This window comes from Herbaspirillum huttiense (assembly GCF_004367745.1).
Taxonomy (GTDB): domain Bacteria; phylum Pseudomonadota; class Gammaproteobacteria; order Burkholderiales; family Burkholderiaceae_D; genus Herbaspirillum; species Herbaspirillum huttiense.
The window spans coordinates 1343687-1369181 of the sequence record NZ_CP037993.1 but is presented as its reverse complement, the minus strand read 5'-3'; the positions used below and the strand labels follow the sequence as shown (position 1 = coordinate 1369181).

The window sequence follows — 25495 nt, the reverse complement described above, 5'->3', positions numbered from 1 at the left end:
CGCCGCGAATGCTCTGTGCTCCAGAGTTGCTCGTTCTCGCTGCGATGACCCGAATGCTCCGTAGGGGAGAGGCTGCTATGACCGGATGTTCATGGCATCCGGCCGGACTGGGCTTGGCTTACCAGAGAGCCTTGCCGCTGCTGTCCTTGACGTTGCTCTTCCAGGAATCTTCCACCAGCTTGGTGACCGAATCCGGCAGGGGCACGTAGTCCAGTTCAGCAGCAACCTTGCCGCCGTTCTTGTAGGCCCAGTCGAAGAACTTCAGGACTTCCTTGCCCTTGGCGCCATCGCCAGCCTGTTCCTTGTGCAGCAGGATGAAGGTGGCGCTGGAGATCGGCCACGATTCCTTGCCGGCGGCATCGGTGAAGTCAACCGCGAAGCCCGGGGTCTTGGCCCAGTCGCCGTGGGCGGTAGCGGCCTTGAAGGAGGAGTCGTCCGGGGAGACGAAGTTGCCATCCTTGTTCTTCAGCTGGGTGTAGTTCAGCTTGTTCTTCTTGACGTAGGCGTACTCGACGTAGCCGATTGCGCCCTTGACCTTCTGCACGTTGGCGGCAACGCCTTCGTTACCCTTGCCACCCACGCCGGTCGGCCACTTGACGGCAGTACCGGCACCGATCTTGCTCTTGAAGTCGGCGTTGGCCTTGGACAGGTAGGAGGTGAAGACGTAGGAAGTGCCCGATGCGTCCGAACGGTAGACGACGGTGATGTCTTCATTCGGCAGCTTCACGCCCGGGTTCAGGGCGGTGATTTCAGCGGCGTTCCACTTGGTGATCTTGCCGGCGTAGATGTCGCCCAGCACCTGGCCCGACAGCTTGATCTGGCCGGGGGTCACGCCGTCCAGGTTGACCACGGGAACCACGCCACCGACGACGGCCGGGAACTGGGTCAGGCCGGCTTCAGCCAGTTCGCTTTGCGGCAGCGGAGCATCCGAAGCGCCGAAATCGACGGTCTTGGCCTTGATCTGCTTGATGCCACCGCCCGAACCGATGGATTGGTAGTTCAGGCTGTTGCCGGTGGCGGCCTTGTACAGCTCAGCCCACTTGGCGTAGACCGGGTACGGGAAGGAGGCGCCTGCGCCGGTGATTTCTGCTGCATGCACGGCACCGCTGAAAGCGAAAGCGCCAGCCACTGCGATTGCAACAGACTTGATCAGATGGTTAAAACCCATTTCTGCTACTCCTATGATTTTGAAGAGAGGACGGTCACCGAGAAACATCACGTCGGGAGGGATGACTTTCGAGACAGGGCGAACTTTAACCAGCTAATGTGACGAGTTTATGACCCGAACTTGTCATTCAGTCCAGATTGCACGGCCCTCCACGCCGCACTGCAACATCCCCTCCCCGGCACCCGGCAACCGGCCGAAAACCCGCATGCCACGCGCAGTGCGGCTTTCCTGACAGTTTGATGTCACTGGCGCCGAAAGATGACACCAAGGATTGCCCGCAGACAAATATGATTTTGTCATCATATAGAGATGGATTTATACTGAAGCAAATATGACAAAGCAGCCAAGGTGTTGTCATAAACTCGTCATACCTCCTAAATACACTGCCCGCTCTAAGTGGATGGACAGGGACCATTGATGACCAGAAAAGCAAAGCCGGAGAGCAGTACCCAACCTGAACTTCCCGCCAGTACGATTTACCTCAACCGTGAACTGTCGCAACTGGCCTTCAACCGCCGCGTGCTGGCCCAGGCCGAAGATGACAGCGTGCCGCTGCTGGAGCGCCTGCGCTATTTGTGCATTTGCAGCAGCAACCTCGATGAATTTTTCGAAGTGCGCATCGCCAGCCTGCTGGCCAACCGCATCGAGGGCGAGAACATCGACCCGCCCGAACTGCGCGCCGCGCTCGAACGCACCAGCGCCGAATGCCACCGCATCGTTACGCGCCAATATGAACTCCTGAACGAAGAGATCCTGCCGCAGCTGGCCGCCAACGGCATCCACCTGCTGCGCCATGACGACCGCAACGAAGCGCAGCGCGCCTGGGTGAAGCAATATTTCGAGCAGCACGTGCGGCCGCTGCTGACGCCCATCGGACTGGATCCGGCCCACCCCTTCCCGCAGGTGCACAACAAGAGCCTCAATTTCATCATCGAGCTCTCCGGCAAGGATGCCTTCGGACGCGGCACGGCCATCGTCATCGTCAAGGCACCGCGCGTACTGCCGCGCGTGATCAAGCTGCCGGACCACCTGTCGGCCAAGGGGCAGTCCTCGTTCTGCCTGCTCTCTTCGGTGATCCATGCGCATATCGCGGACCTGTTCCCGGGGCGCGACATCACCGCCTATTCGCAATTCCGCGTCACCCGCAACAGCGACCTGTGGGTCGATGAAGAAGAGGTCAAGAACCTGCGCCAGGCGCTGGAGACCGAATTGCAGAGCCGCCAGTTCGGCGTGGCGGTGCGCCTGGAAGTGGCGGCCAACTGCCCGGAACACCTGGCGCAGTTCCTGCTGAACCAGTTCAACATCGAGCGCAATCGTCTGTACGCCGTGCAGGGTCCGGTGAACATGGTGCGCCTGGGCGAGATCGTCAACCTGGTGAACCAGCCGGAGTTGCGCTTCCCGCCCTTCTCGCCCACGCTGCCGCCGCAGCTGGCCAATGAAAACATCTTCGCCGCGCTGGACAAGAAGGACGTGCTGCTGCACCACCCCTTCCAGTCCTTCCAGCCGGTGGTCGATTTCATCCGCACCGCCGCCCACGATCCGCGCGTGCTGGCCATCAAGCAGACCATCTACCGCACCGGCATGAACTCGGACCTGATGGAGGCCCTGATCTACGCCGCCCAGCATGGCAAGGAAGTGACGGTGATCGTGGAGTTGATGGCGCGCTTCGATGAAGAAGCCAACATCAACTGGGCCGTCAAACTGGAGCAGGCCGGCGCGCAAGTGGTCTACGGCGTGGTCGGCCTGAAGACGCACGCCAAGCTGGCCCTGGTGATCCGCCGTGACGACGACCAGAACCTGCGCTTCTATGCGCACCTGGGCACCGGCAACTATCACCCCAATACCACCAAGTTCTATACCGACTTTGGCCTGCTGACCTCCAACCAGGAGCTGACCGCCGAAGTCAACGAAGTCTTCATCCACCTCACCAGCCTGACCAAGCCCCGCAATCTCACGCACCTGTGGCTGGCCCCGTTCTCGCTGCAGAAGGAAATCATCCGTGCCATCCGCAACGAAGGGCAGATCGCCCGCGAAGGCCGGCCGGCGCGCATCATCGCCAAGATGAATGCGCTGCTGGATGAATCGGTGATCCGCGCGCTCTATGCGGCCTCGGCCGACGGCGTCAAGATTGACCTGATCGTGCGCGGTGCGTGCGCGCTGCGGCCGGGCGTGCCGGGGCTGTCGGAGAACATCAAGGTGCGCTCCATCATCGGACGCTATCTGGAACACTCGCGCATCTATTATTTCCGCAACGACCTCAAGCACGACGTCTACCTGGCCAGCGCCGACTGGATGAACCGCAACCTGTTCCGCCGCATCGAGGTCGGCTTCCCGGTGCTGGACAAGGCACTCAAGAAGCGCGTGATGAACGAGGGTCTGAATCCCTATCTGAAGGACAACACCAACGCCTGGCACCTTGATGTCAATGGTGTCTATACCCTCAAGAAAGCGCGCAGCAAGCAGCAGTCCTTCAACGCCCAGCAGCATCTGATGACCACGCTGGGCATCCCGGCCACGCCGCCGGAAGAGCCTGTGTAATGGCGCGCATGGCGGCCTGCTGATTTCCTCAAGGAGCTGAGATGGACCTGATTCTGTGGCGTCATGCCGAGGCTGAACTGGGCGAGCCCGACGAGGGCCGCGCCCTGACCCCGAAGGGGCACAAGCAGGCGGCCAAGATGGCCGAATGGCTGGACCGCAACCTGCCCGAGAGCTGCCGCATCCTGGTCAGCCCGGCCACGCGCACGCTGCAGACGGTGGAAGCCTTGAAGCGCAAGTACAAGGTGGTGGCCGACCTGGCTCCCAACATGAGCGCCGACGACCTGCTACGCGCGGCCAACTGGCCCGACAGCCGCGAGCCGGTGCTGATCGTGGGCCACCAGCCGACGCTGGGCCAGGTGGCGGCACGGCTGATCTCGGGACAGCCGCAGGAATGGTCGCTGCGCAAGGGCAACGTGTGGTGGATCGCCCAGCGCGACCGCGGCGACGTGACCACCAATTACCTCAAGGCCGTGGTCGCGCCGGAATTGCTGAACAGTCCGGGCAAGCATCCGCCGCGCTGACCCTCGCACAGGAGGGGTGGATCGCCCCCTTTTGCGTGAAAAGTGAATGAAAAAATCGCCGCACCCTGCGCAAGCGGGCTGCGGCGATTCTTCATGGAGCCGGGTGAAGTTTCTGGCAAAAAAACCAGATCGTCCGGAGCGGAGGAGATCAGGAGATCAGGAAATCAGAAGGTCTCCCAGTCGCCATCATCCCCCGCCGGCAGACGCGAGGCAGGCTTGGCACTGGCGGCGGCTGCCGGCAAAGCCGGGCGCTTCAGTGCCGGGACCGCCTTGGGTACGGCCGGCTTGGTCGCTGCAACCGGCTTGGCCGGCGTGGCGGCAGCCTTGGGGGCAGGCTGCTGTACGTTGACCTGCGGCCGACCGCTCACCACATCGCCCTGCCCCACGCGGAAGATCGCCACTTCCTGCATCAATGCCTGCGCCTGCTGCTCCAGCGATTTGGCCGCAGCACTGGCCTGTTCCACCAGGGCGGCATTCTGCTGGGTCGCTTCATCCATCTGCGTGACCGCGCGCGAGACCTGGTCGATACCGGCGCTCTGTTCATTGGAGGCGGCCGAGATCTCGCTCATGATGTCGGTGACGCGCTGCACTGCCTGGATCACGTCGCTCATGGTCTCGCCGGCCTGGCCGACCAGTTCGGAACCGGCCTGCACGCGTTCCACCGAGTGCATGATCAGTTCCTTGATTTCCTTGGCGGCACTGGAAGAACGCTGCGCCAGCGCCCGCACTTCGGTGGCCACCACCGCAAAGCCGCGGCCCTGCTCACCGGCACGGGCCGCTTCCACGGCGGCGTTCAAGGCCAGGATGTTGGTCTGGAAGGCGATGCCGTCGATGATGCTGACGATGTCGGTGATGCGCGCCGAACTCTCGCGGATCTCTTCCATGGTCTGCACCACGCGGCCCACCACGGCATTGCCGTCGGCGGCGATGGTGGAGGCATTGACCGCCAGGGTCGTCGCCTGGCGGGCATTGTCGGCATTGTGCTTCACGGTGCCGGTCAGTTCTTCCATGCTGGAGGCGGTTTCTTCCAGCGAGGCGGCCTGCTGCTCGGTGCGGGCGGACAGGTCCAGGTTGCCGGACGCGATCTCGCGCGTGGCCGTGGCAATCGCATCGCTGCCGCCGCGCACGGCACGCACGGTGCGCGAGAGGCTCTCCTGCATGCGGGAAAGACCTTGCAGCAGCTGGCCCATTTCATTCTTCGAATGCACGTGGACCGGCTGCGTCAGGTCGCCATTGGCGATGGCATCGAAGTGGCGCAGCGCGCGCTGCATCGGCTCGCCGATCGCGCGGCGCAGCGACCACCAGCTGAAGAAGGCCAGCAGCAGGCCACCGATGACGGCGGCAATCGAGAACATGCGCGAGGCTTGGTAGCGCGCGTTGGTGGCAGCCAGGCTTTCTGCGGCCTGCTCGGTCTCGTACTTGTTGAGTGCCTGGCCATCGAGCTGCATGGCGCTGTAGGCCTGGCCCACCTTGCGTGCCTGATCGGCGATGGCCTGGCGATCCTGGGACTTGATGGCGGCCGTGAACTTGTCCAGCGCGACCTGGGTATTGGCAATGCCTTCGGAGACCTTCTTCACCAGCGCCCTGCCCTCGTCCGTCTGCGGCAGGGCCGTGTACTTGTCCCACCATTGCAGGGCTTCCTTGCGGGCATTGGCTTCCATGACGAACATGCGCTCGGTCCAGGCCGCATCCAGGCTCATGGCGGCCTGGTCCAGCGAGGTCCGCTGGCGGCCGATCCAGATCAGGGTGTTGTCGGCGGCTACGGTCTTGGGGATGCGTTCTTCGGAAAGCTGGCGGTTGATGCTCACGGCGGCCGACATGCCCAGCAGGCCCGACAGGCCGAGCGCAAGCAGCAGGAGGGACAGGACAAGGACGGCAATGGCGAGTTGCGCCTTGATCGAAAGGTTCTTGATGGACATGGACTAGTTCCGGTGGATGAAGGGAAAGTGCCGCACTGTAATCCCCGGGGCCGCGTACTGCGCACTCTGCGCAATCGGCGTGGTCGTCGTCCGGCCTGTGTGGCCGCTTCTGCGACGCCGCGCTCTTCCCCCCCGGGTGCGCAGGTGACCGCCCTCCCCTTGCCGGGGCAATCCGCCTGCAACATTTGATATAGCTTTACGGCAACTTCGCAATTATCTTGAATTCTCACACAGCGTGCTTGCCACCCTGAAAAAATAAAAGCGCCGCCACCTTGAAGGGTGGCGGCGCTTGCACGCGAACTTGATTTTTTATTGACTAATGCTTAACCAGAATTACAAGTTCTTGCAACAGCGCATCCGATCAGAATTCCTCGAAATCATCATCGCGTGCGGCCGTCGCCGGCTTGCCTTTGGACGCACCGGAGGCAGGCGGCAAGCTGGCCACGGCTGGCTTCCTGGCGGCAGCCACCGCGGGCGGCGGATTGACCGTACGCACCGCTGCCGGACTGTTCATCACCGGCGCAGCGGACTGCTTGGGCGCGGGATGTTGAGGCTGTGACTGAGGCCGCGCCTGCGCCGCCGTCTTCAGTTTGAACACGGCCACGGCACGGGCCAGCACATCGGATTGCTCCTGCAGGCTTTCGGCAGCGGCGGCGGCCTGCTCGACCAGTGCCGCATTCTGCTGGGTGATCTCGTCGATCTGCGCGATGGCATTGTTGACCTCGGCGATACCGGCGCTCTGCTCCTGGCTGGCGGCCGTGATCTCGCCCATGATGTCGGCCACGTGCTTGACCGAGGCCACGATCTCGCTCATGGTGGCCCCGGCCTCATCGACCAGCTTGCCGCCGGCATCGACCTTGTCCACCGAATCGCTGATGAGCTCCTTGATTTCCTTGGCGGCCGCCGCGCTGCGCTGGGCCAGCGCGCGCACTTCCGAGGCGACCACCGCAAACCCGCGTCCCTGCTCGCCGGCACGGGCCGCTTCCACTGCCGCGTTGAGCGCGAGGATATTGGTCTGGAAAGCAATGCCATCAATCACGCCGATGATGTCGACGATCTTGCCCGAGCTCTCCTTGATCGAACCCATGGTGGCGACCACGTCGCCGACCACACGCCCACCCTTGGTGGCGTAATCCGAGGCCGACAGCACCAGCTGGTTGGCCTGCTGCGCGTTGGCGGCGTTTTGCTGCACGGTGGAGGTCAGCTGTTCCATCGAGCTGGCGGTTTCCTCCAGACTGGAGGCCTGCGATTCAGTGCGGTTCGACAGATCCACGTTGCCGCGCGCGATTTCATGCGAGGCGACGGCGATGACGGCGGCGCTTTCCTTGACCTCGTTGAGCGTGGTCGCCAGATTGCCCTGCATGGCATCGAGGGCGTTGACCAGATGTGCGGCTTCATCGCGCCCCTGGTCGTGGAAGTCGTGAGTGAGATCGCCACGGGAAATCGTTTCCGCAATACTGCCGGCGCGCTTGAGCGGATTGACGATGGAGCGCGTGATGATGAAGGTGAAGAAGAAGCCCAGCCCCAGCGTCAGCACACCCATGGCCAGCATGCCGATCTGCGCCTTGCGGTAGCTGTCCTTGGCGTCAGCGTGGGCCTGCTTCATGTCCTCCTGCTGGAACGCCGCCAGGGCCGCTACGCTGGCCATCCACTTCTCATGCGCAGGGAGAAAATCGCTCTTGAGCTGCTGGGCTGCATCGAAGTAATTGTTGCTGGCCACCTGCTGGCGGATCTGCTCCACCAGCGGGAACAGCTTCTTGCTCTCGCCGCTGGTGGCCGACAGCAAATCCTTGCCACGGCCATCGGCCGACAAACCTGTGATCTGCTTCTCGAAGCCGGCATAGGCTTTCAGGATCTCGCCCAGGTGTGCGTCCTCGGCCTTGCCCTCGGCGGCATCGGTGGGCGTGACCACCTTGCGCAGCGCCAGGGCCAGCTGGCTGCCGGCTTCGCGCATGTTCATGGCGCTGGTCATGGCGGCGACCTTCTGGTCAATCACGTATTCACTGCTGGCTTCCAGCTCGGCCATGCGCCACAGGCCGATCAGCAGGATGGCGGTGGCCAGCAGCAGAATGAGGCAGAAGCCGAATGCCAGGCGGCTGCCGATCTTGAGATGTTGAATCATGGCGTGTCTCTTCCTGATAACGCGAACGTCGACGGTGATGCAATTGCGCGCAGGGTGAACCAGCACCCTGCGAGTTGCTCTTTTTACTGCGTGTTGTTGCGCTCGCGGTGGAGCATGATTCATGCCCGCCCCGCCACCTTGCCCCGGCAAGGCCCGCCGGTCGCGGATTTCAGGCCGAGACGGGCGGTCTGCAGCGTGCATCCAGTCTGGTTTCTTGGTTTTTTGTAATCAGTATTACAGCTGGCGCGCGCGGGCGTGGCGCATCTTAGAAGAGGCGTGCGCGGGCATGCCAATGCTTTGTCGGCATGCCCTCATGTGCATCTTGCATAGTTATCAAAAGATGAAGAACTGAACGGCTGCGCAAGGCAGCCGTTGCCGGGTCAGCGGATCTCTCGCACCGGCTTGATGGCCGCAGCCTTGCCGGGCGCACTGCGGTGCGCCAAGTGCAGGTGCTGCAGGAACTGCTGGGTGGCCGATTCCCAGGAGCGGGTGGCGGCGTGGGCGCGCACCGCCTCATGGTCGAGCTTCATGGCCTGCAGGCAGGCTTGCTTGAGGTCCTGGCGCAATACGCCGGACACGCCGTTGTCGACCACGTCGATCGGACCTTCCACCGGATAGGCCGCGACCGGAATGCCGCAGGCCATGGCCTCCAGCAGCACCAGGCCGAAGGTATCGGTCTTGCTGGGGAAGACGAATACATCAGCGCAGTTGTAATACGCCGGCAGCTCATCGTGGCCCTTGGCCCCCAGGAAGCGCACTTCCGGATAGCGCGCGCTCAGGTCTTCCAGTTGCGGGCCATCGCCCACGACCCACTTGGTGCCGGGCAGGTCCAGCTTGAGGAAGGCTTCGATATTCTTTTCCACCGCCACGCGGCCCACGTAGAGGAACAGTGGACGTTCGATGCAGGCATGGTCTTCCACCGCCGGGCGGAAGTGATTGGTATCCACGCCGCGCCCCCACAGGACGACGTTGCGGAAGCCCTCCTCTTCCAGCGCGGTCTTCATCGCGGGAGTGGGCACCATGATGGCTTCGGAGCGACCATGGAACCAGCGCAGCAGACGATAGGTGATCGCCTTGGGCAGCAGCTTGCGCGCCGCCAGGTATTCCGGGAAACGGGTGTGATAGGCCGTGGTGAAACTGAGCTTGTGGCGCACGCAATAACGGCGCGCCGCCAGCCCCATCGGTCCTTCGGTAGCGATGTGGATGCAATCGGGCTGGAAGGCTTCGAGCGCCGCCACGATGCGGGCATAGGGCTTGTAGGCCAGGCGGATTTCAGGATAGGTCGGACAGGCGAAGGTGCGGAAGTCGCGCGGCGACAGCAGCAGCACTTCGTGGCCGAGACCGCGCAGGCAACGCACGGTGGAGCGCAAGGTGTTGACGACGCCGTTGACTTGCGGCTCTCCGGCGTCGCTGATGATGGCAATGCGCATAAACTATATAAACAATATAAACGATATGAATCGCGATGAACCCGCTGCCTCAGGCGGTGGCGAGTTCGCGGGCGGCCTGGCGCGCTTCCTTGCCCGCGCGCTTGAGTTGCATGATTTCCTGCCAGGTCACCAGGCGCAGTTCACCGCTGGGGTCTTCCACCAGTGCCGACAGGCTCTCGACCCAGTCGCCGTCGTTGCAGTAGACGACACCGCCGATGTCGCGGATCTCGGGCTTGTGGATGTGGCCGCAGATGACGCCATCCAGCCCCTTCTTCTTGGCCTCGTCGGCGAGCGCGTCTTCGAAGGAGGTGATGTAGTTCACCGCATTCTTGACCTTGGATTTCAGGTACTGCGAAAGCGACCAGTAAGGCAGCCCGGCACGCGCGCGCCAGCTGTTGAACCACTGGTTGAACTTGAGGATCATGGTGTAGAGGCTGTCGCCCACGTAGGCCAGCCACTTGGCGCAGGCGATCACGCCATCGAAGCGGTCGCCGTGCAGTACCAGCATGCGCTTGCCCTCGGCGGTCACGTGCACCAGCTCGTCGCGGATCTTGATGCCGCCGAAATCGAGGTCGATGAACTGGCGGATCACTTCATCGTGATTGCCGGGAACGAAGATGACGTTGGTGCCCTTCTTGGCTTTCTTGAGCACGGTCTGCACGACGTTGTTGTGCGACTGGTCCCAGTACCAGCGACGCTTGAGTTGCCAGCCGTCGATGATGTCGCCGACCAGGTAGAGCGTTTCGGATTCGGTGGCGCGCAGGAACTCCAGCAGGCGTTCAGCCTGGCAGCCGGTGGTACCCAGGTGGATATCGGAAATCCAGATGGTGCGGAAGCGCAGCGGATCGCGCTTGGCTTCCTCGTCACCGGCATCGTGGTCGGGACCCAGGTCGGCGAACAGCCCCTGGGCTTTTTCCATGAACTGTTCGCGTGGCTTCATGCGGTCCTCGAATCCTTGAGGTAGTGACGGGCATAGCGGCTGTCGAGCTTGGAGAGCGGCAGCAGCAGGAAGAAATCGGCCGAGTGGAAATCAGGATCCCAGGCCGGTTCGCCGCACACCCACGCACCGCTGCGCAGGTAGCCGCGCAGCAGCGGCGGGATCTGCGGATCGACGCCGGCCTGGCGGTCTTCCAGCGGGAAGGGCAGGAGCGGCGTGACGCGATAGTCCGGCGGCGCCAGGTTCTTTTCGCGGAAGGCGTGGTACAGCGCGGCGGCATTGTGGCCACCATCGGCCAGGCTCACGCTGGCGCAGCCCATCAGGTATTCGCAGCGTTCCTTGCGCATGTAGGCGGCCAGGCCGGCCCACAGCATCATGATGACGCCGCCGCTGCGGTAGTCCGGGTGGATGCAGGCGCGGCCGGCTTCGGCGATGACGCCGCGGATGTTGTCCAGGCGCGAGAGGTCGAATTCCTGTTCCGAGTAGAACTTGCCCATGCGGCGCGCACCGTGCGGGCTCAGCACGCGATAGGTGCCGACCACGGAGAGGGTCTTGCTGTCGCGCACGATCAGGTGATCGCAGTAGTCGTCGAACTCATCCTTGTCCAGGCCTTCGGGGTTGGCCAGGGCCGACAGGTTCATCGCTTCGATGAAGACCTTGTAGCGCAGGCGCTGAACTTCGCGCACTTCTTCCGGGGTGCTGGCCAGGCTCAGGTTCAGCTTGGCAAAACTCGGATTGGCATCGGCAGGAATGGTAAGCAGTCTCATGCATTGTCCTTTGTGGTGATGTTTGAAAGAGACCGTGGAAGATGTCAGCCAGGTCAACCAGACAACATAAGCGACCTCACCTGAACTGCTTCCCGCGTCCCCTTCAGAATTGCGGCTGCCTCAAATGAAATCGAAGAATTGATCGATTAATTTCGAGAAACAGCCGATGTCCCCGGGATAACGCTGCACAGACTAACCAGCGAATGTTTCACGCACATGACCTTTGCGGCCGTTTTGGCGGTGCAGCAACAACCGGCGGCCCAGCGTTACAATGGCGTGACAAAGCGGCGTCCGGAGACCTCCCTGCGGGGAGCAGACGCATGCGCGAGGGCAAGGAAAACGGGTGCAAGGGCGAGATCGGCACCCGAGGAATCTTTCGATGCGCAGTTCATCGAAACCAGGGATTGATGGCCGTCATCGGACACCGTGTGCGACAGCGCCGGTGCCGAGGGCGGTCTGGCTTTGCAATGTCCGTCAACTCGAAACATAAAGGAAGATCATGCTACTCAAGGATAAAGTCGCACTCATTACCGGTTCGGCCAGCGGCATCGGCAAGGAAATCGCGATCGAATACGCCAAACAAGGCGCCAAGGTCGTCATCGCCGACCTGGCGCTGGAAGCCGCCAAGGCCACGGCTGAAGAGATCGTCAAGAATGGCGGCACCGCGATGGCGGTGGCCATGAACGTCACCGATGAAACCCAGGTCGACAAGGGCGTGGCCGATGCCGTGAACACCTACGGCGGGCTGGACATCATGATCAGCAATGCCGGCATCCAGATCATCAGCCCGGTCACCGAACTGTCGCTGGAAAACTGGCGCAAGATGCTGGCAATCCACCTGGACGGCGCCTTCCTGACCACCCGTGCCGCGATGAAAGCCATGATCAAGCAGGGCCGTGGCGGCTCCATCATCTACATGGGTTCGGTGCACTCGCATCAGGCCTCGGCGCTCAAGTCGCCCTACGTGACCGCCAAGCACGGCCTGCTGGGCCTGGCCAAGACCGTGGCCAAGGAAGGGGCCAAGGACAAGATCCGCACCAATGTCATCTGTCCCGGCTTCGTGCGTACACCGCTGGTGGAAAAGCAGATCCCCGAGCAGGCCAAGGAATTCGGCATCAGCGAAGAGGATGTCATCAAGAAGATCATGCTCAAGGACACCGTGGACGGTGAATTCACCACCACCCAGGACGTGGCCCAGACTGCCGTGTTCCTGGCGGCCTTCCCGACCAATGCACTGACCGGCCAGTCCGTCGTGGTCAGCCACGGCTGGCATATGCAGTAAGCTTCACCCGCATCCAGGCTTCTCCCAAAGCCGCCGTGGCGCAAGCCCGGCGGCTTTGTCTTGGCCACCGGAAACACTGATGTTTTGCAAGATGTTTCAGGTCATGCCGATGTCATATGAAGGTAATAACGTCCCCAGACCCTCCCCCGAGAATCTGGAGATGCCATGGATGCTCAAGCCGTCAAGGATTTCCGCGCCTGCGTGGCCGACACTGCCAGCGAACGCCAGCGTGTGCGATCGCTGGTAGCCTGCGGACAATGGCGCGAGGCCGAGCCCGACAGCGAACGGGCGCGCGCCTATGCCCTGCGCCAGCGCAACCTGGGCCATCCGGCCGGTCCCGAATCGATCATCGGCGACAGCGAGGATTTCCTGCGCGCCAGCTTCCTGGCGCAAGGCGCAGCGGTGGCGCGAGCGGTAGCCTACGTCGAGGTCAACAGCGATCAGACCAGCGAACTGGCCACCGGCTTCTTGATCAGCCCGCGCCTGTTCCTGACCAACCAGCACGTCATCGCGGACGCCGCCGCCGCACGCGGCACGCGCCTCACCTTCCTGCGTGAACTCGACGCCCGTGGGGTACCGCGTGCCACCACCAGCTACCTGCTGGCACCGGAACGGCTGGCGCTGTTCTCGCCAGCGGATCAGCTGGACTATGCCGTCATCGCGCTGGGCGAACGCCAGTCGGGGACGGCCACGGTGGAGGAGCTGGGCTTCTGCCCGCTCTCGGACCAGCCGGACAAGCACGTCATCGGCATGGCGGCCAACATCATCCAGCATCCGTCCGGCTGGATGAAGATGATCAGCATCCGCAACAACACCGTCACCGCGCGCACCGAACACACCCTGCTCTACGAGACCGATACCCAGCAAGGCTCGTCCGGCTCGCCGGTCTTCAATGACGACTGGCAGCTGGTGGCCTTGCATCACTGGGGCGAGCCTTATCGCGATGCCGGTACGGGAGATCAACCGCTGCGCAAGGTCAACGAAGGCATACGCATCAGCGCCCTCTACCGTGACCTGCTGGCACGCCTGCCCACCTTGCCGCCTGAGGCCCGGGCGTTGCTGCAGGAAGCCTTGAGCTATCAGGTGGCCAGCGCGCCCGGGGCCCTCACCGTCGCCGACAACACCGCATCCGACATGACACAGGAGATCAGCATGAACAACAGTGGCAAAGACATCGCTCTGCAGACCGCAACCCTGACGATTCCGCTGGAAGTGACGGTGCGGGTTGCAGGAGGTGCAGCCACCGTCGCCCAGGCGACGACACCCGCTGCCGCCAACGCAAGCCTCTCTGCCAACAACGCGACCTTGCAGCCACCACGCCGGCTCTCCCCGCCCCGCCCCTCCGCAGGCGCAGAAGCCTTGCGCATCGATCCGGATTACGGCAATCGCAGCGGCTACGATGCCGCTTTCATCCCCGGCGCAGAGCTGCCGCTGCCACAGCCGGATGCGAAGCTGGCGGGCGACATCGTCCCGCTGCTGCCTACCGTGGCCGGTGCCGCTGGCGACGACGGCGAACTGAAATATGAACACTTCAGCATCAAACTGTTGAAGCGCCGCCGCATGGCCGCCTTCACTGCCACCAACATCGACGGCACGCATTACCTTGCAGTCGATCGCGGCAGCGGCCAGGTCAATGCGGCCGAAGGCGATGCCTGGTTCCGCGATCCGCGCGTGGCGGCGGGCAGCGTGCTGGAGCAGGATTTTTATTCGGCGTGGTCGACCTATTTCGATCGCGGCCACCTGACGCGCCGGTCCGATCCGAGCTGGGGTACGCCGGAAGAAGCCGAACGCGCCAATGCCGACACCTTCCATTTCACCAATTGCTCGCCCCAGCATTTCCGCTTCAACCAGAGCGCGACCTACTGGCAGGGCCTGGAGCGCTATGTGCTGGAGAACGGCGTGCTGGCTGCCAGCAGCAAGGGCCGCCTGTGCGTCTTCCAGGGCCCGGTGTTCAACGACCAGGTGGACCTGTGGGCCGATGAGGTCCAGATCCCTTCGGCCTTCTTCAAGATCGTGGTGTGGAAGGGCAAGCAAGGTTTGAAAGCGGTAGGCCTGCTGGCCGACCAGTCGGCCCTGCTGTCGGAGAGCCGGCACAGCCTGGGGACGCCGCGCGACCTGCCCTCGGTGGACGTCAACCACTGGCGCGTGGCCATTCCCGAACTGGAAAGGATGACCGGGCTGGACTTCGGTTCCAGGGTACGCGCCGCCGATACCATCGCCGATGGCAAGCAGCCGCAGGTCGGCGAAGCGCGCCTGCGCATCACGGCCTTCGAGCAGATCCGGCTGTAGCAGCGAAGTCCGCTATCATGGCGGGATTGCTTTGCATCCCTGCCCGCCATGATCCCATCCTCGCGACCGCATCCCGACACTGCCCCACCCGTGGCGCAGTTGCACCTGCGCAGCTATCGCGAGGAGTCATTGGCGCACCGGCATGATTTTCCGCAACTGGTGCTGCCGCTGGCAGGCCATCTGGCGATGGACATTGCCGGCCGTGAAGGCCTGGCCGATACCGCCACGGCGGCCTTCGTCGAACCCGGTGCGCGGCATGCCACGCGCGCAGGCGGCGAGAATCGTTCGCTGGTGGTCGACCTGGCACCCGATGCGGTCGGCAGCCTGCAACTGGAGGCGCTGGCACAGCGCCCGTTCCTGCCCTTGTCCCGCGCCGCCGGGAAACTGGTGGAATTCATGGCGGTGGCACTCAGCGACACCCGCCCCGCCGGCAACACGCTGCAGCATTGGGTTCCCCTGCTGCTGGACGCGCTCACGCAACAGCCGCAGGCGCTGTCGCGGCTGCGTTTGATGCTGGCACGGGTGGAGGCGCGCGCCGAGCATCCCTGGACGGTGGCGCAGATGGCGGAACTGGCGGCGATCTCCCCCAGCCGTTTGCATGAATGGTTTCGCGCTGAACTGGACACGTCGCCGCGCGCCTGGCTGGCCGAAGTGCGCGTGGCCCGGGCCTGCCAGCTGCTGCGCACCAGCAGCCTGCCGCTGGCGCAGATTGCCCAGCGCTGTGGCTATGGCGACCAGAGTGCGCTCACGCATGCGCTGCGCAAGCTGCGCGGCACCACCCCATCAGCGTATCGGAAAAGTTATCTGCCCTGAGGACGGCTGGCCTTGCCCGGCCGCAGCAGACACTCGTTGAAGTAGCCTGCATAGTGCGCATAATCGGGCGTCGGCAGACCCGCCGTCTTGGCACGATCATCCCAGCGCCGCAACCTGACGGCATCCTCGGCATAGGGCCGATCGATGAAAGCCGCGGCCTGTTCCACATCGAAGATCCCGCCCTGCAATTGCAGGCTGCGCACCGAATCGGCCGAGAGCTGCGCGAAGTAGTCCGGATCAGTGGCGCACAGGTAGCGCTTGGCATCCACATGCAAGGCAATCGGCGCCAGCACGGATTCATGGAAGACACCGCGCAGGAAAGGAAGAACGCGGTACTGGTGCAGGTCATCGATGCCGGCCAGGGTGGGCGTCTGGCCCAGGTCTTCCAGCAGGTGGCCGAGATCGTGCAGCAGGCTGGCCACGATCAGGCTGGGCGCTGCGCCCTCCTGCTCGGCCAGCAGCGCCGATTGCAGCGCGTGTTCCAGTTGCGTGACCGGCTCGCCGGTGTATTGGGTGTGGCCGAGCCGTGTGAACAGCAGGGCAATGTCATCCAGGCTCAGGGCCATCATGCGCCTCGCAGGTGAAGAAAAATACCGAACGCCACTATAGCCCCTGCATCGGCGCACTCCGTGACATCTCCATGACATGCGCACGCGCAAAGAAAAACGGCGAGCCTTGCGGCCCGCCGTTTTTCATCGCTTCACTGCCTCACTGCTTGACTGCTTTGCTGCTTACTTCTTCAGGTCATAGCGATCCAGATCCATCACCTTGACCCAGGCCGCCACGAAGTCCTTGACGAACTTTTCCTTGGCGTCCGAGCTGGCATAGACTTCGGCCAGGGCGCGCAGCACGGCGTTGGAGCCGAACACCAGGTCGACACGGGTGCCGGTCCACTTGACGGCACCGCTCTTGCGGTCACGGCCTTCGAACTCTTCCTGGGCGGGCGAAGTGGACTTCCACTCGGTGCCCATGTCCAGCAGATTGACGAAGAAGTCATTGGACAGCACACCCACCTTGGAAGTGAACACACCCTTGGTGCTGCCACCCACCGTGTTGCCCAGCACGCGCAGGCCACCGATGAGGACCGTCATTTCCGGCGCGGTCAGGGTCAGTTGCTGGGCCTTGTCGATGAGCATGTCTTCGGCACGCACTGCATAACGCTGCTTCTGGAAGTTGCGGAAGCCATCAACGACGGGTTCCAGCGGCTCGAAGGAAGCGACGTCCGTCTGCTCCTGCGACGCATCCACACGGCCTGCGCTGAAGGGGACCGTCACGGCCACGCCTGCATCCTTGGCCGCCTTTTCGACGGCTGCGCTACCGGCCAGCACGATCAGATCCGCCAGAGACACCTTCTTGGCACCTTGGTTGAACTCGGACTGGATGCCTTCCAGTGCCTTCAACACCTTGGCCAGCTGGGCCGGCTGATTGGCAACCCAATCCTTCTGCGGCGCCAGGCGCACACGCGCACCGTTGGCACCACCGCGCATGTCGCCACCCCGGAAGGTGGAAGCCGAGGCCCAGGCGGTCGAGACCAGCTCGCTCACCGACAGGCCCGAGGCCAGGATCTTGCTCTTCAGGGCCGTGACATCGGCTGCATCAATCGGCGCGCCTTCTGCCTTGGGCAGCGGATCTTGCCAGATCAGTTCTTCGGCCGGCACTTCCGGGCCGAGGTAGCGGGCACGCGGACCGAGGTCGCGGTGGGTCAGCTTGAACCAGGCGCGGGCGAAGGCGTCGGCGAACTGCTCCGGGTGTTCCAGGAAGCGGCGCGAGATCTTTTCGTAAGCCGGATCGAAGCGCAGCGACAAGTCCGTGGTCAGCATGGTCGGACGCAGGGGCGCGCCACCGTGGGCGTGCGGAATCACCGCATCGGCGCCCTTGGCCACCCATTGATGGGCACCGGCCGGGCTCTTGGTCAGTTCCCACTCATAGTTGAACAGGTTCTCGAAGAAGTAATTGCTCCACTGGGCAGGAGTCTGGGTCCAGGTCACTTCCAGGCCGGAGCTGATGGTGTCGCCACCGACGCCGCTGCCGAAGCTGCTCTTCCAGCCCATACCCTGGTGTTCCAGGCCCTCGCCTTCCGGTTCGCGGCCCACGTGCTTGGCGTCGCCTGCACCGTGGGTCTTGCCGAAGGTGTGGCCACCGGCGATCAGGGCCACGGTTTCTTCATCGTCCATCGCCATGCGGGCGAAGGTTTCGCGGATGTCATGGGCGGCGGCCACCGGATCAGGGTTGCCTTCCGGACCTTCCGGGTTCACGTAGATCAGGCCCATCTGGACCGCGGCCAGCGGGTTTTCCAGGTTGCGGCCGGTGGGGCCGGTGCGGCTCTGCTCATTGCCGTGACGGTCGGCATCGGCCGTGATCTCGCCGTGGCTGGCGCCGGCCTTGCCCTTGCCGTAGCGGTCATCGCCGCCCAGCCAGGTCGATTCGGTACCCCAGTAGACGTCCAGGTCCGGTTCCCACACGTCCTGGCGGCCACCGGCGAAACCGAAGGTCTTGAAACCCATGGTTTCCAGCGCGACGTTGCCGGTCAGGATCAGCAGGTCAGCCCAGGAGATCTTGTTGCCGTACTTCTGCTTGACCGGCCAGATCAGGCGGCGTGCCTTGTCCAGGTTGACGTTGTCGGGCCAGCTGTTCAATGGCGCGAAGCGCTGCTGGCCACGGCCGGCACCGCCGCGGCCATCGCCGATGCGATAGGTACCGGCGCTGTGCCAGGCCATGCGGATGAACAGCGGACCATAGTGGCCGAAGTCGGCCGGCCACCAGTCCTGCGAATCGGTCATCACCTTGGCCAGGTCGGCCTTGACGGCGGCCAGGTCGAGGCTCTTGAAGGCTTCGGCGTAGTTGAAATCCTCACCCATGGGGTTGGACTTGGAAGAATGCTGGGCCAGCAGATCCACACGCAGCTGCTTGGGCCACCAGTCGCGGTTGCTGGTGCCGCTACCGGCGGTGTGGTTGAAGGGGCACTTGGCTTCGTTCGACATTGCGTTCTCTCCTGTTGATCGACCCGATGGGTCATGACGCCCGGACCGGGAAACGGGCATCTTCGTGGCTACCTCCAGCCGGGCTGGACATAGCGGCTTGTACTGCAGCGACAGGCTGACTGCGTTCTGCTACGGCACCATGACGCCGTACTGCGGGGCCAGCTTCGCCTTGTTCCGGTCGTGCTTGCGAAGAACCATTAATATAATTGATCGAAAACAATCGCGTGATTGTCTTTTTGTATAATGCCAGTCAATAAATCCAATCCCACAGGTTCAGAATTTGTGGGTGAACAGTGTAGCCAAAGGCAAATATTTCTGCTGAACTTGCCGCACATTGTTTGTGCAGGCCGTGCGCAACAGCAGCGGAGAACGCCATCGACCCGACCGTGAGGAAATGCGAATATCGGATGCGCGCATTGCCTTTAGGGGCAATCTTACCTGAGGGAAGCTGCCTTCCTGTCCTTCAGGAAAATACGAGTTTCAATATTCTTCAGGTCAACCGATATGGAGGTGAATCGTTGATGGGACGCTGCCCGCGCGCCGGGCCGTCCTCCTTTTCCCACATTACAAGAACCATCATGACGGAAGCCACCGAAAACCTGGAACACGCCGAGCACGCCCATGCCTCCGGCAACAAGAAGCTGGCCTTGCTCATCGCCATCCTGGCGCTGGTGCTGGCCATTACCGAAACCCTGTCCAAGTCCTACCAGACCGAGGTCATCCTGAAGCATCAGGAGGCGGCCAACCTGTGGTCCTTCTTCCAGGCCAAGTCGGTGCGCGGCAATGCGGCGCAGCTGGCCAAGCAGCAACTGAGCTTGCTGGGCAATCCCAAGGATGAACGCATCAGCGCGGCCGTGGCCAAGCTCGACGACGCCATCGCCCATTACGACAGCGACGAGAAGAGCGGCGAAGGCAAGAAGGAGCTGTCCCACAAGGCGCGCGAAGCCGAGCATGAGGCGCATGCCTACATGGAGAAATACGAGAAGATGGAAATGGCCGCCGGCATGCTGCAAGTGGCCATCGTGCTGGCCTCGGCCACCATCATCACGGGCGTGGCCGTGCTGGCCTACCTGTCGATGGGTATCGGCGTGGTGGCGCTGGCCTTTGTCGGTGCGGGCTTGTTCGGCACCGCGATCTGAACGGCTTGACCGCACAGCAGACCAACGCCGGCCTCGTGCCGGCGTTTTCGTTTCTGCCCTCGCCCGCCACAAGAAAACCGTAGCCTGCAACAATCCTTCCCGCGTCGGCTGGGGCATACTGCCCCCCTTTGCAACATGGCTGGCTTTGATTCCCGATGAGTTCCAACACGATCCTGCAAGGCATTTTCTATGGCGCACTGGCCGGTGCCGCCTGGGGCCTGGTATTCCTGGCCCCTGAACTGACGCGCGCCTTCTCGCCCTGGCAACTGACGGCCGGGCGCTATCTCGCCTACGGACTGTTCGCAGCGCTGCTGATCGCGCCGCGCATCAAGAAACTGCTGCCGCACCTGGGCCGTGACGAATGGCGCGCGCTGGTGTGGCTGAGCCTGTTGGGCAATGTGGTGTATTACGTGTTTCTGGCCAGTGCCGTGCAACTGGGCGGCATGGCCATGACCTCGCTGGTGATCGGCTTCCTGCCGGTGGCGGTGAGCATCATCGGCAGCCGCGGCCATGGCGCGGTCTCGCTGCGCAAGCTGGCCCCGTCGCTGGCCTTGGGCCTGGCCGGCATCGCCTGCGTGGCCTGGCAGTCGCTATCCGGGTCAGCTGGAGGCGATATGAAGCAAAGTGTCATCGGCTTCTTCTGCGCCCTGGCCGCATTGGTCTCCTGGACCACCTATGCGGTCGGTAACAGCCGCTGGCTGGCGCGCCTGCATGAAGTTTCTGCGCATGACTGGAATCTGCTGATCGGCGTGGTCACGGGGCTGCTGTCGCTGTTCATCGCAGTGCCCGCCTTCACGGTGATGCTGCAGCCGCATCCAGGCAGCGAGTGGATGCATTTCGTGGCGGTGTCGGCGGGGGTGGCGATCTTTGCATCGCTGTTCGGCAATGCCTGCTGGAACAAGGCCAGCCGCCTGCTGCCACTGACCATGATCGGGCAAATGATCCTGTTCGAGACCCTCTTTGCCCTGCTCTACGGCTTCCTGTGGGAACAGCGCCGGCCGACCCTGCTGGAGATCGCGGCCATGGTGCTGGTCACCGTCAGCGTGCTGCTGTGCGTGTCCGCGCACCGGGTCGATGAGGGCGGCGGACACTGAAGCCCCCGCCTCCTTGCCTCAGCTGGCCTTCTCGGCCAGCTTCTTCAAGACATGCGCTGCGGCCACCAGGCCGAAGGTAGCCGTGACCACCATGGCCGAGCCGAAACCGGCGCAGTTCAGCCCTGTGACGCCGGCTTGCGTGCTGTCGGCGGCATCCTCGCCCACATCCAGATCTTCTGACGGCGCGATCTCGCAGGCTTCGCCCTCGGCCAGTTCCGGGAAACGCAGCGGTTCGGTCGAGAACACCGCGTCGATATGAAACTTGTTCTTCGTCCCGCGCGGGAAACCATGCTGTGAGCGCAGGCGCTTGCGCACCTTGGCCAGCAGCGGTTCCTGCTCGGTGCGGCACAGGTCGCGGATCTCGATTTGGGTCGGATCGATCTGCCCGCCGGCGCTGCCGATGGTGACCATGGGCATGCCGTTCTGGCGGCACCAGGCGATCATCGCCACCTTGGCCGGAACATTGTCGATGGCGTCGATGACGTAATCGAAACGGCCACCGCCCAGCATCTGCTCCACATTCTCCGGATCGACGAAATCCTCCACCTCGGTGACCACGCAGGTCGGATTGATCTGCCGGATGCGCTCATGCAGGGCCGTCACCTTGGCCTGTCCCAGGGTGCCGGTGAGCGCATGGATCTGGCGATTGACATTCGATTCAGCCAGGTTGTCCAGGTCGATCAGGGTCAGGTGGCCGATGGCGCTGCGGGCCAGCGCCTCGACGATCCAGGAGCCCACGCCGCCGACGCCGACCACGCATACGCGCGCCTGGCTGAAGCGCTGCAAGGCCGCCGCGCCGTACAGGCGGGCCACGCCGCCGAAGCGGCGCTCATAGTCGATATCGTTCAGATCGATGGATGCGGTCATGATGAAAAAAGAGGAATGCAGTGATGTGCTGTCGTGAAGAGCAGCATTATCCCGCCTTTGCGGGCCTTTCATGAGAAAGGGCCGCTGCGTGAACGCGGCGGCCCTCCCTGTGCAACGCTGGTGAATCGGAAATCAGACCACCGCGCCGCCGTTTTCGTCCTTGACCTTGACCGGCTTGATCAGGTCTTCGCGCTTCACGCCCAGCCACATGGCCAGCGCTGCGGCGACGAACACCGAGGAATAGATACCGAACAGGATGCCGATGGTCAGCGCCAGCGCGAAATAGTGCAGCGTCGGGCCGCCGAAGAAGAACATCGCCAGCACCATCATTTCAGTGCTGCCGTGGGTGATGACGGTACGCGACATGGTGCTGGTGATCGCGTGGTTCAGCACTTCGGGCGCGGACAGCTTGCCGAAGCGGCGATCACGGAAGGCTTCGCGCACCCGGTCGAACACCACCACCGATTCGTTGACCGAGTAACCCAGCACGGCCAGGATGGCGGCCAGCACGGTCAGCGAGAATTCCCACTGGAAGAAGGCGAAGAAGCCCAGGATGATGATGATGTCGTGCAGGTTGGCGATCACCGCCGCCACCGCGAACTTCCATTCGAAGCGGAAGGCCAGGTAGATCACGATGCCCAGCACCACCATGCCCAGGGCCAGCAGGCCATCATGGGCCAGTTCATCGCCCACCTGGGGGCCGACGAATTCCACGCGCTGCAGGCGCACGTCCGGATCCTCTGCCTTCAGGGCGGCATTGACCTTCTCGCTCTGCTGGCTGGCATTCACGCCGGCTTGGGCGGGCAGGCGGATCATCACGTCCTGGGCGGTGCCGAAGCTTTGCACCAGGGTATCGCGGTAACCTAGTCCTTCAATCGACTTGCGGATCTTCTCCAGGTCGGCCGGCTTGTTGTAGGCCACTTCCATGACCGTGCCGCCGGTGAATTCGATGGAGAAGTGCAATCCCTTGGAGAACAGGAAGAACACCGCGGCCACGAAGGTCAGTGCCGAGATCGCATTGAAGATCAGGGCATGACGCATGAAGGGAATGTCTTTTTTGATGCGGAAAAATTCCATCACTATCCTTTCGGTGCCGGCACCACCTGCAGCGGGGTGCCTGGCTCAAATCTGGCTGTGCTGCTGATGATTACTTGGCGTCGCGCTTGGCGGCGGCCTTGCCGGAAGTGGAGAGCACGTCGCCCTCGGGCTTCCAGATCTGGCCGATGGCCAGGCCCGACAGACGCTTCTTGCGGCCATACCAGAGGTTGACCACACCGCGCGAGAAAAACACGGCCGAGAACATCGAGGTCAGGATGCCCAGGCAGTGCACCACGGCGAAGCCGCGAATCGCGCCGGAGCCGAAGATCAGCAGCGCCAGGCCGGCGATCAGGGTGGTCACGTTGGAGTCCAGGATGGTCGCCCACGCGCGGTCGAAACCGGCGGCAATCGCTGCCTGCGGCGAATTGCCGGCGCGCAGTTCTTCACGGATGCGTTCGTTGATCAGCACGTTGGAGTCGATCGCCATACCGAGTGCCAGCGCAATGGCGGCGATACCCGGCAGCGTCAGCGTGACTTGCAGCGTGGACAGCAGCGCTACCAGCAGCAGCACGTTCACCGACAGCGCCAGGGCGCTGAAGAAACCGAACAGCTGGTAGTAGATCACCATGAAGACGGCCATGGCCAGGAAGCCATACAGCACCGAATCAAAGCCCTTCTTGATGTTGTCGGCACCCAGTTGCGGGCCGATGGTGCGTTCTTCGATGATGTCCATCGGTGCGGCCAGCGAACCGGCGCGCAGCAGCAGGGCCAGGTCGCTGGCCGCTTCGGGCGAACCCATGCCGGTGATCTGGAAGCGCGAACCCAGTTCGGAGCGGATCGTGGCTACGGTCAGGACTTCGCCCTTGCCCTTTTCGAACAGGACGATGGCCATGGCCTTGCCAACCTTGTCACGGGTGGCTTCACGCATCTTGCGGCCGCCGTCGCCGTTCAAGTCGATGCTCACCGCCGGCTGGTGGTTTTCATCGAAGCTGGCCGAGGCGTTGGAGATGTAGTCGCCGGTCAGCACCGGTTCCTTGTTCAGCACCACGGGCGCGCCCTTGCCGATCTTGAACAGTTCGGAGCCGAAGGGGATGGCCGAGGTTTCTTCGGTGCCGCGCACCACGCTTTCATCGACCATGCGCACTTCCAAGGTCGCGGTACGGCCGATGATGTCCTTGGCGCGCGAGACGTCCTGCACGCCCGGCAGCTCGACCACGATGCGGTCGGCGCCCTGGCGCTGGATCAGCGGCTCGGCCACGCCCAGTTCGTTGACGCGCTTGGACAGGGTGCTGATGTTCTGCTTGACGCCGTCTTCCTGGGTCTGCTTCAGGGCTTCCGGACGCAGGGTGGCGATGAGTTTGAGGTCATCGCCACTGCCGGCGTCGGTGAGCACCATTTCCTGCAGTTCGCCCAGAGCGGCACGGGCCTTGTTGCGGGTATCGGCATCGCGGAAGGAAATCTCGATGCTGTCGCCGGAGCGGTTGATGCCGCTGTGGCGGATGTTCTTGTCACGCAGCAGGCTGCGTACGCTGGCTTGCATGCCTTGCAGGCGCTTGTTCAGGACCGCCTTGATGTCGACCTGCATCAGGAAGTGCACGCCGCCGCGCAAGTCCAGGCCCAGGTACATCGGGAAGGCGTGCAGGCTTTGCAGCCATTGCGGGGTATTGGGCAGCAGGTTGAAGGCGACGATGTAGGTCGGGTCGCTGGGGTCGGTATTGAGTTCCTTCTCCAGCAGGGCCTTGGCCTTGAACTGGATGTCGGTGGTGGCAAAGCGGGCGCGCACCGACGGCTGCGAACCGGCATTGTCGAACGCCACGCTCTCTGCGCCGAGATTGCCTTGTTTCAGGATCTGATCGACACGGCCGGCCACGGCAGGCTCGACCTTCAGGGTCGACTTGGCACTGCTGATCTGCACCGCGGGGGATTCGCCGAAGAAGTTCGGGACGGTATAGATCACGCCGAACAGCAGGGCCAGGACGATCAGTGCGTATTTCCAGAGAGAGTAACGATTCATGGTCTTGTGCTTCTTGCTTGCGGGAGAGGGAGGCAGGGACCTGCCGCCCTGTTCAGAACGGGTGCCAGGAACCGGAAGTTTCTGCACACCGTTCTAACGACATGGGCGCATCAGCGATGCGCCCATGGGTTCGCCGGTTCAGGCCGGCCAACCGGTGAGGCCGATTACAGGCCCTTGATGGTGCCCTTGGGCAGCAAGGTGGTGACAGCGCCCTTTTGCACGATGACTTCGGTGCCTTCGGAGACTTCGATGGTGATGTAACCATCGGCCACCTTGGTAATGCGGCCCAGCAGACCACCGGAGGTGACGACTTCGTCGCCCTTGCCCAGTGCGTCCATCATGGCTTTCTGTTCTTTCTGACGCTTCATCTGCGGGCGGATCATCAGGAAATACAGGACCACGAACATCAGGATGATCGGCAGGAAGCTGGCCAGGTTGCCCATCGCGCCACCAGGGGCTGCTGCGGCCGTTTGCGCGTATGCGTCGGAAATAAACACGTAAGGCTCCAAAGGTTGATTGAAAAATAGCCCTGCATTCTAGCACTGCGCAGGCACCAAACCGCCAAATCGGGGTGCA

Annotated in this window: 19 protein-coding genes; 7 read left to right on the top strand and 12 right to left on the bottom strand. The window is 63.0% G+C overall.

Annotated features, from left to right (window positions below):
* Positions 1 to 118: 118 nt before the first annotated feature.
* Positions 119 to 1168: a phosphate ABC transporter substrate-binding protein PstS gene (gene pstS / locus E2K99_RS06140; RefSeq protein WP_134221661.1), complete on the bottom strand. Its 1050-nt coding sequence runs from the start codon at positions 1166 to 1168 to the stop codon at positions 119 to 121.
* A gap of 417 nt (positions 1169 to 1585) precedes the next feature.
* On the opposite strand from pstS, the gene ppk1 reads away from it, so the two are divergent.
* Both ppk1 and sixA read left to right on the top strand, forming a co-directional pair.
* Positions 1586 to 3706, top strand: a complete 2121-nt coding sequence (ppk1, locus tag E2K99_RS06135) for a polyphosphate kinase 1 (protein ID WP_034332662.1) — start codon at positions 1586 to 1588, stop codon at positions 3704 to 3706.
* A 41-nt stretch (positions 3707 to 3747) separates the two neighbouring features.
* Positions 3748 to 4227 (top strand): phosphohistidine phosphatase SixA, encoded by a 480-nt coding sequence (gene sixA, locus E2K99_RS06130; RefSeq protein ID WP_039788936.1) that lies wholly within the window; start codon positions 3748 to 3750, stop codon positions 4225 to 4227.
* A gap of 164 nt (positions 4228 to 4391) precedes the next feature.
* Here the strand turns inward: sixA and E2K99_RS06125 are convergent, their stop codons facing one another.
* The 5 genes from E2K99_RS06125 to E2K99_RS06105 form a co-directional block, all read right to left on the bottom strand.
* Positions 4392 to 6146: a methyl-accepting chemotaxis protein gene (locus E2K99_RS06125; protein ID WP_134221660.1), complete on the bottom strand. Its 1755-nt coding sequence runs from the start codon at positions 6144 to 6146 to the stop codon at positions 4392 to 4394.
* Between the two features lie 361 nt (positions 6147 to 6507).
* On the bottom strand, positions 6508 to 8268 hold the full coding sequence (locus E2K99_RS06120) for a methyl-accepting chemotaxis protein (RefSeq protein WP_134221659.1): 1761 nt from the start codon (positions 8266 to 8268) through the stop codon (positions 6508 to 6510).
* 380 nt (positions 8269 to 8648) lie between these two features.
* On the bottom strand, positions 8649 to 9698 hold the full coding sequence (locus E2K99_RS06115; protein ID WP_121037928.1) for a glycosyltransferase family 4 protein: 1050 nt from the start codon (positions 9696 to 9698) through the stop codon (positions 8649 to 8651).
* 49 nt (positions 9699 to 9747) lie between these two features.
* On the bottom strand, positions 9748 to 10638 hold the full coding sequence (locus E2K99_RS06110; RefSeq protein WP_134221658.1) for a UDP-2,3-diacylglucosamine diphosphatase: 891 nt from the start codon (positions 10636 to 10638) through the stop codon (positions 9748 to 9750).
* Positions 10635 to 11402 (bottom strand): GNAT family N-acetyltransferase, encoded by a 768-nt coding sequence (locus tag E2K99_RS06105; RefSeq protein ID WP_039788946.1) that lies wholly within the window; start codon positions 11400 to 11402, stop codon positions 10635 to 10637. The genes E2K99_RS06110 and E2K99_RS06105 overlap by 4 nt, the downstream gene beginning before the upstream one ends.
* A 499-nt stretch (positions 11403 to 11901) precedes the next feature.
* Between E2K99_RS06105 and E2K99_RS06100 the strand changes: the two genes are divergently transcribed.
* The 3 genes from E2K99_RS06100 to E2K99_RS06090 all read left to right on the top strand — a co-directional run bounded on the left by E2K99_RS06100 (position 11902) and on the right by E2K99_RS06090 (position 15786).
* Positions 11902 to 12684 (top strand): 3-hydroxybutyrate dehydrogenase, encoded by a 783-nt coding sequence (locus tag E2K99_RS06100; RefSeq protein ID WP_034332649.1) that lies wholly within the window; start codon positions 11902 to 11904, stop codon positions 12682 to 12684.
* A gap of 165 nt (positions 12685 to 12849) precedes the next feature.
* The gene (locus E2K99_RS06095) at positions 12850 to 14973 is read left to right on the top strand and encodes a DNA/RNA non-specific endonuclease (protein WP_134221657.1); all 2124 of its coding nucleotides are present in this window, start codon (positions 12850 to 12852) and stop codon (positions 14971 to 14973) included.
* A gap of 48 nt (positions 14974 to 15021) precedes the next feature.
* Complete coding sequence (locus E2K99_RS06090; protein WP_134221656.1) at positions 15022 to 15786, top strand: helix-turn-helix transcriptional regulator; 765 nt, start codon at positions 15022 to 15024, stop codon at positions 15784 to 15786.
* Here the strand turns inward: E2K99_RS06090 and E2K99_RS06085 are convergent.
* Both E2K99_RS06085 and katG read right to left on the bottom strand, forming a co-directional pair.
* Positions 15774 to 16352 carry a phosphonate degradation HD-domain oxygenase gene (locus E2K99_RS06085; RefSeq protein ID WP_134224047.1) on the bottom strand — a complete coding sequence of 193 codons (579 nt, stop codon included), beginning with the start codon at positions 16350 to 16352 and terminating at the stop codon, positions 15774 to 15776. The two genes, E2K99_RS06090 and E2K99_RS06085, sit on opposite strands and share 13 nt — an antisense overlap.
* Positions 16353 to 16517: 165 nt before the next feature.
* Positions 16518 to 18767, bottom strand: a complete 2250-nt coding sequence (gene katG, locus E2K99_RS06080) for a catalase/peroxidase HPI (protein WP_134221655.1) — start codon at positions 18765 to 18767, stop codon at positions 16518 to 16520.
* A gap of 578 nt (positions 18768 to 19345) precedes the next feature.
* On the opposite strand from katG, the gene E2K99_RS06075 reads away from it, so the two are divergent.
* Both E2K99_RS06075 and E2K99_RS06070 read left to right on the top strand, forming a co-directional pair.
* The gene (locus tag E2K99_RS06075) at positions 19346 to 19906 is read left to right on the top strand and encodes a DUF4337 domain-containing protein (RefSeq protein WP_134221654.1); all 561 of its coding nucleotides are present in this window, start codon (positions 19346 to 19348) and stop codon (positions 19904 to 19906) included.
* Positions 19907 to 20061: 155 nt separating this feature from the next.
* Positions 20062 to 21000: a DMT family transporter gene (locus E2K99_RS06070; RefSeq protein ID WP_134221653.1), complete on the top strand. Its 939-nt coding sequence runs from the start codon at positions 20062 to 20064 to the stop codon at positions 20998 to 21000.
* A gap of 18 nt (positions 21001 to 21018) precedes the next feature.
* On the opposite strand, the gene tcdA is transcribed toward E2K99_RS06070, so the two are convergent.
* The 4 genes from tcdA to yajC all read right to left on the bottom strand — a co-directional run bounded on the left by tcdA (position 21019) and on the right by yajC (position 25416).
* Positions 21019 to 21867 carry a tRNA cyclic N6-threonylcarbamoyladenosine(37) synthase TcdA gene (gene tcdA, locus E2K99_RS06065; protein WP_134221652.1) on the bottom strand — a complete coding sequence of 283 codons (849 nt, stop codon included), beginning with the start codon at positions 21865 to 21867 and terminating at the stop codon, positions 21019 to 21021.
* 132 nt (positions 21868 to 21999) lie between these two features.
* Positions 22000 to 22944, bottom strand: coding sequence for a protein translocase subunit SecF (secF, locus tag E2K99_RS06060; RefSeq protein WP_039788956.1), 945 nt, complete (start codon positions 22942 to 22944; stop codon positions 22000 to 22002).
* 70 nt (positions 22945 to 23014) lie between these two features.
* Positions 23015 to 24919, bottom strand: coding sequence for a protein translocase subunit SecD (gene secD, locus E2K99_RS06055; RefSeq protein ID WP_134221651.1), 1905 nt, complete (start codon positions 24917 to 24919; stop codon positions 23015 to 23017).
* Positions 24920 to 25083: 164 nt separating this feature from the next.
* Positions 25084 to 25416, bottom strand: coding sequence for a preprotein translocase subunit YajC (gene yajC / locus E2K99_RS06050; protein WP_088757356.1), 333 nt, complete (start codon positions 25414 to 25416; stop codon positions 25084 to 25086).
* Between the last annotated feature and the right edge of the window lie 79 nt (positions 25417 to 25495).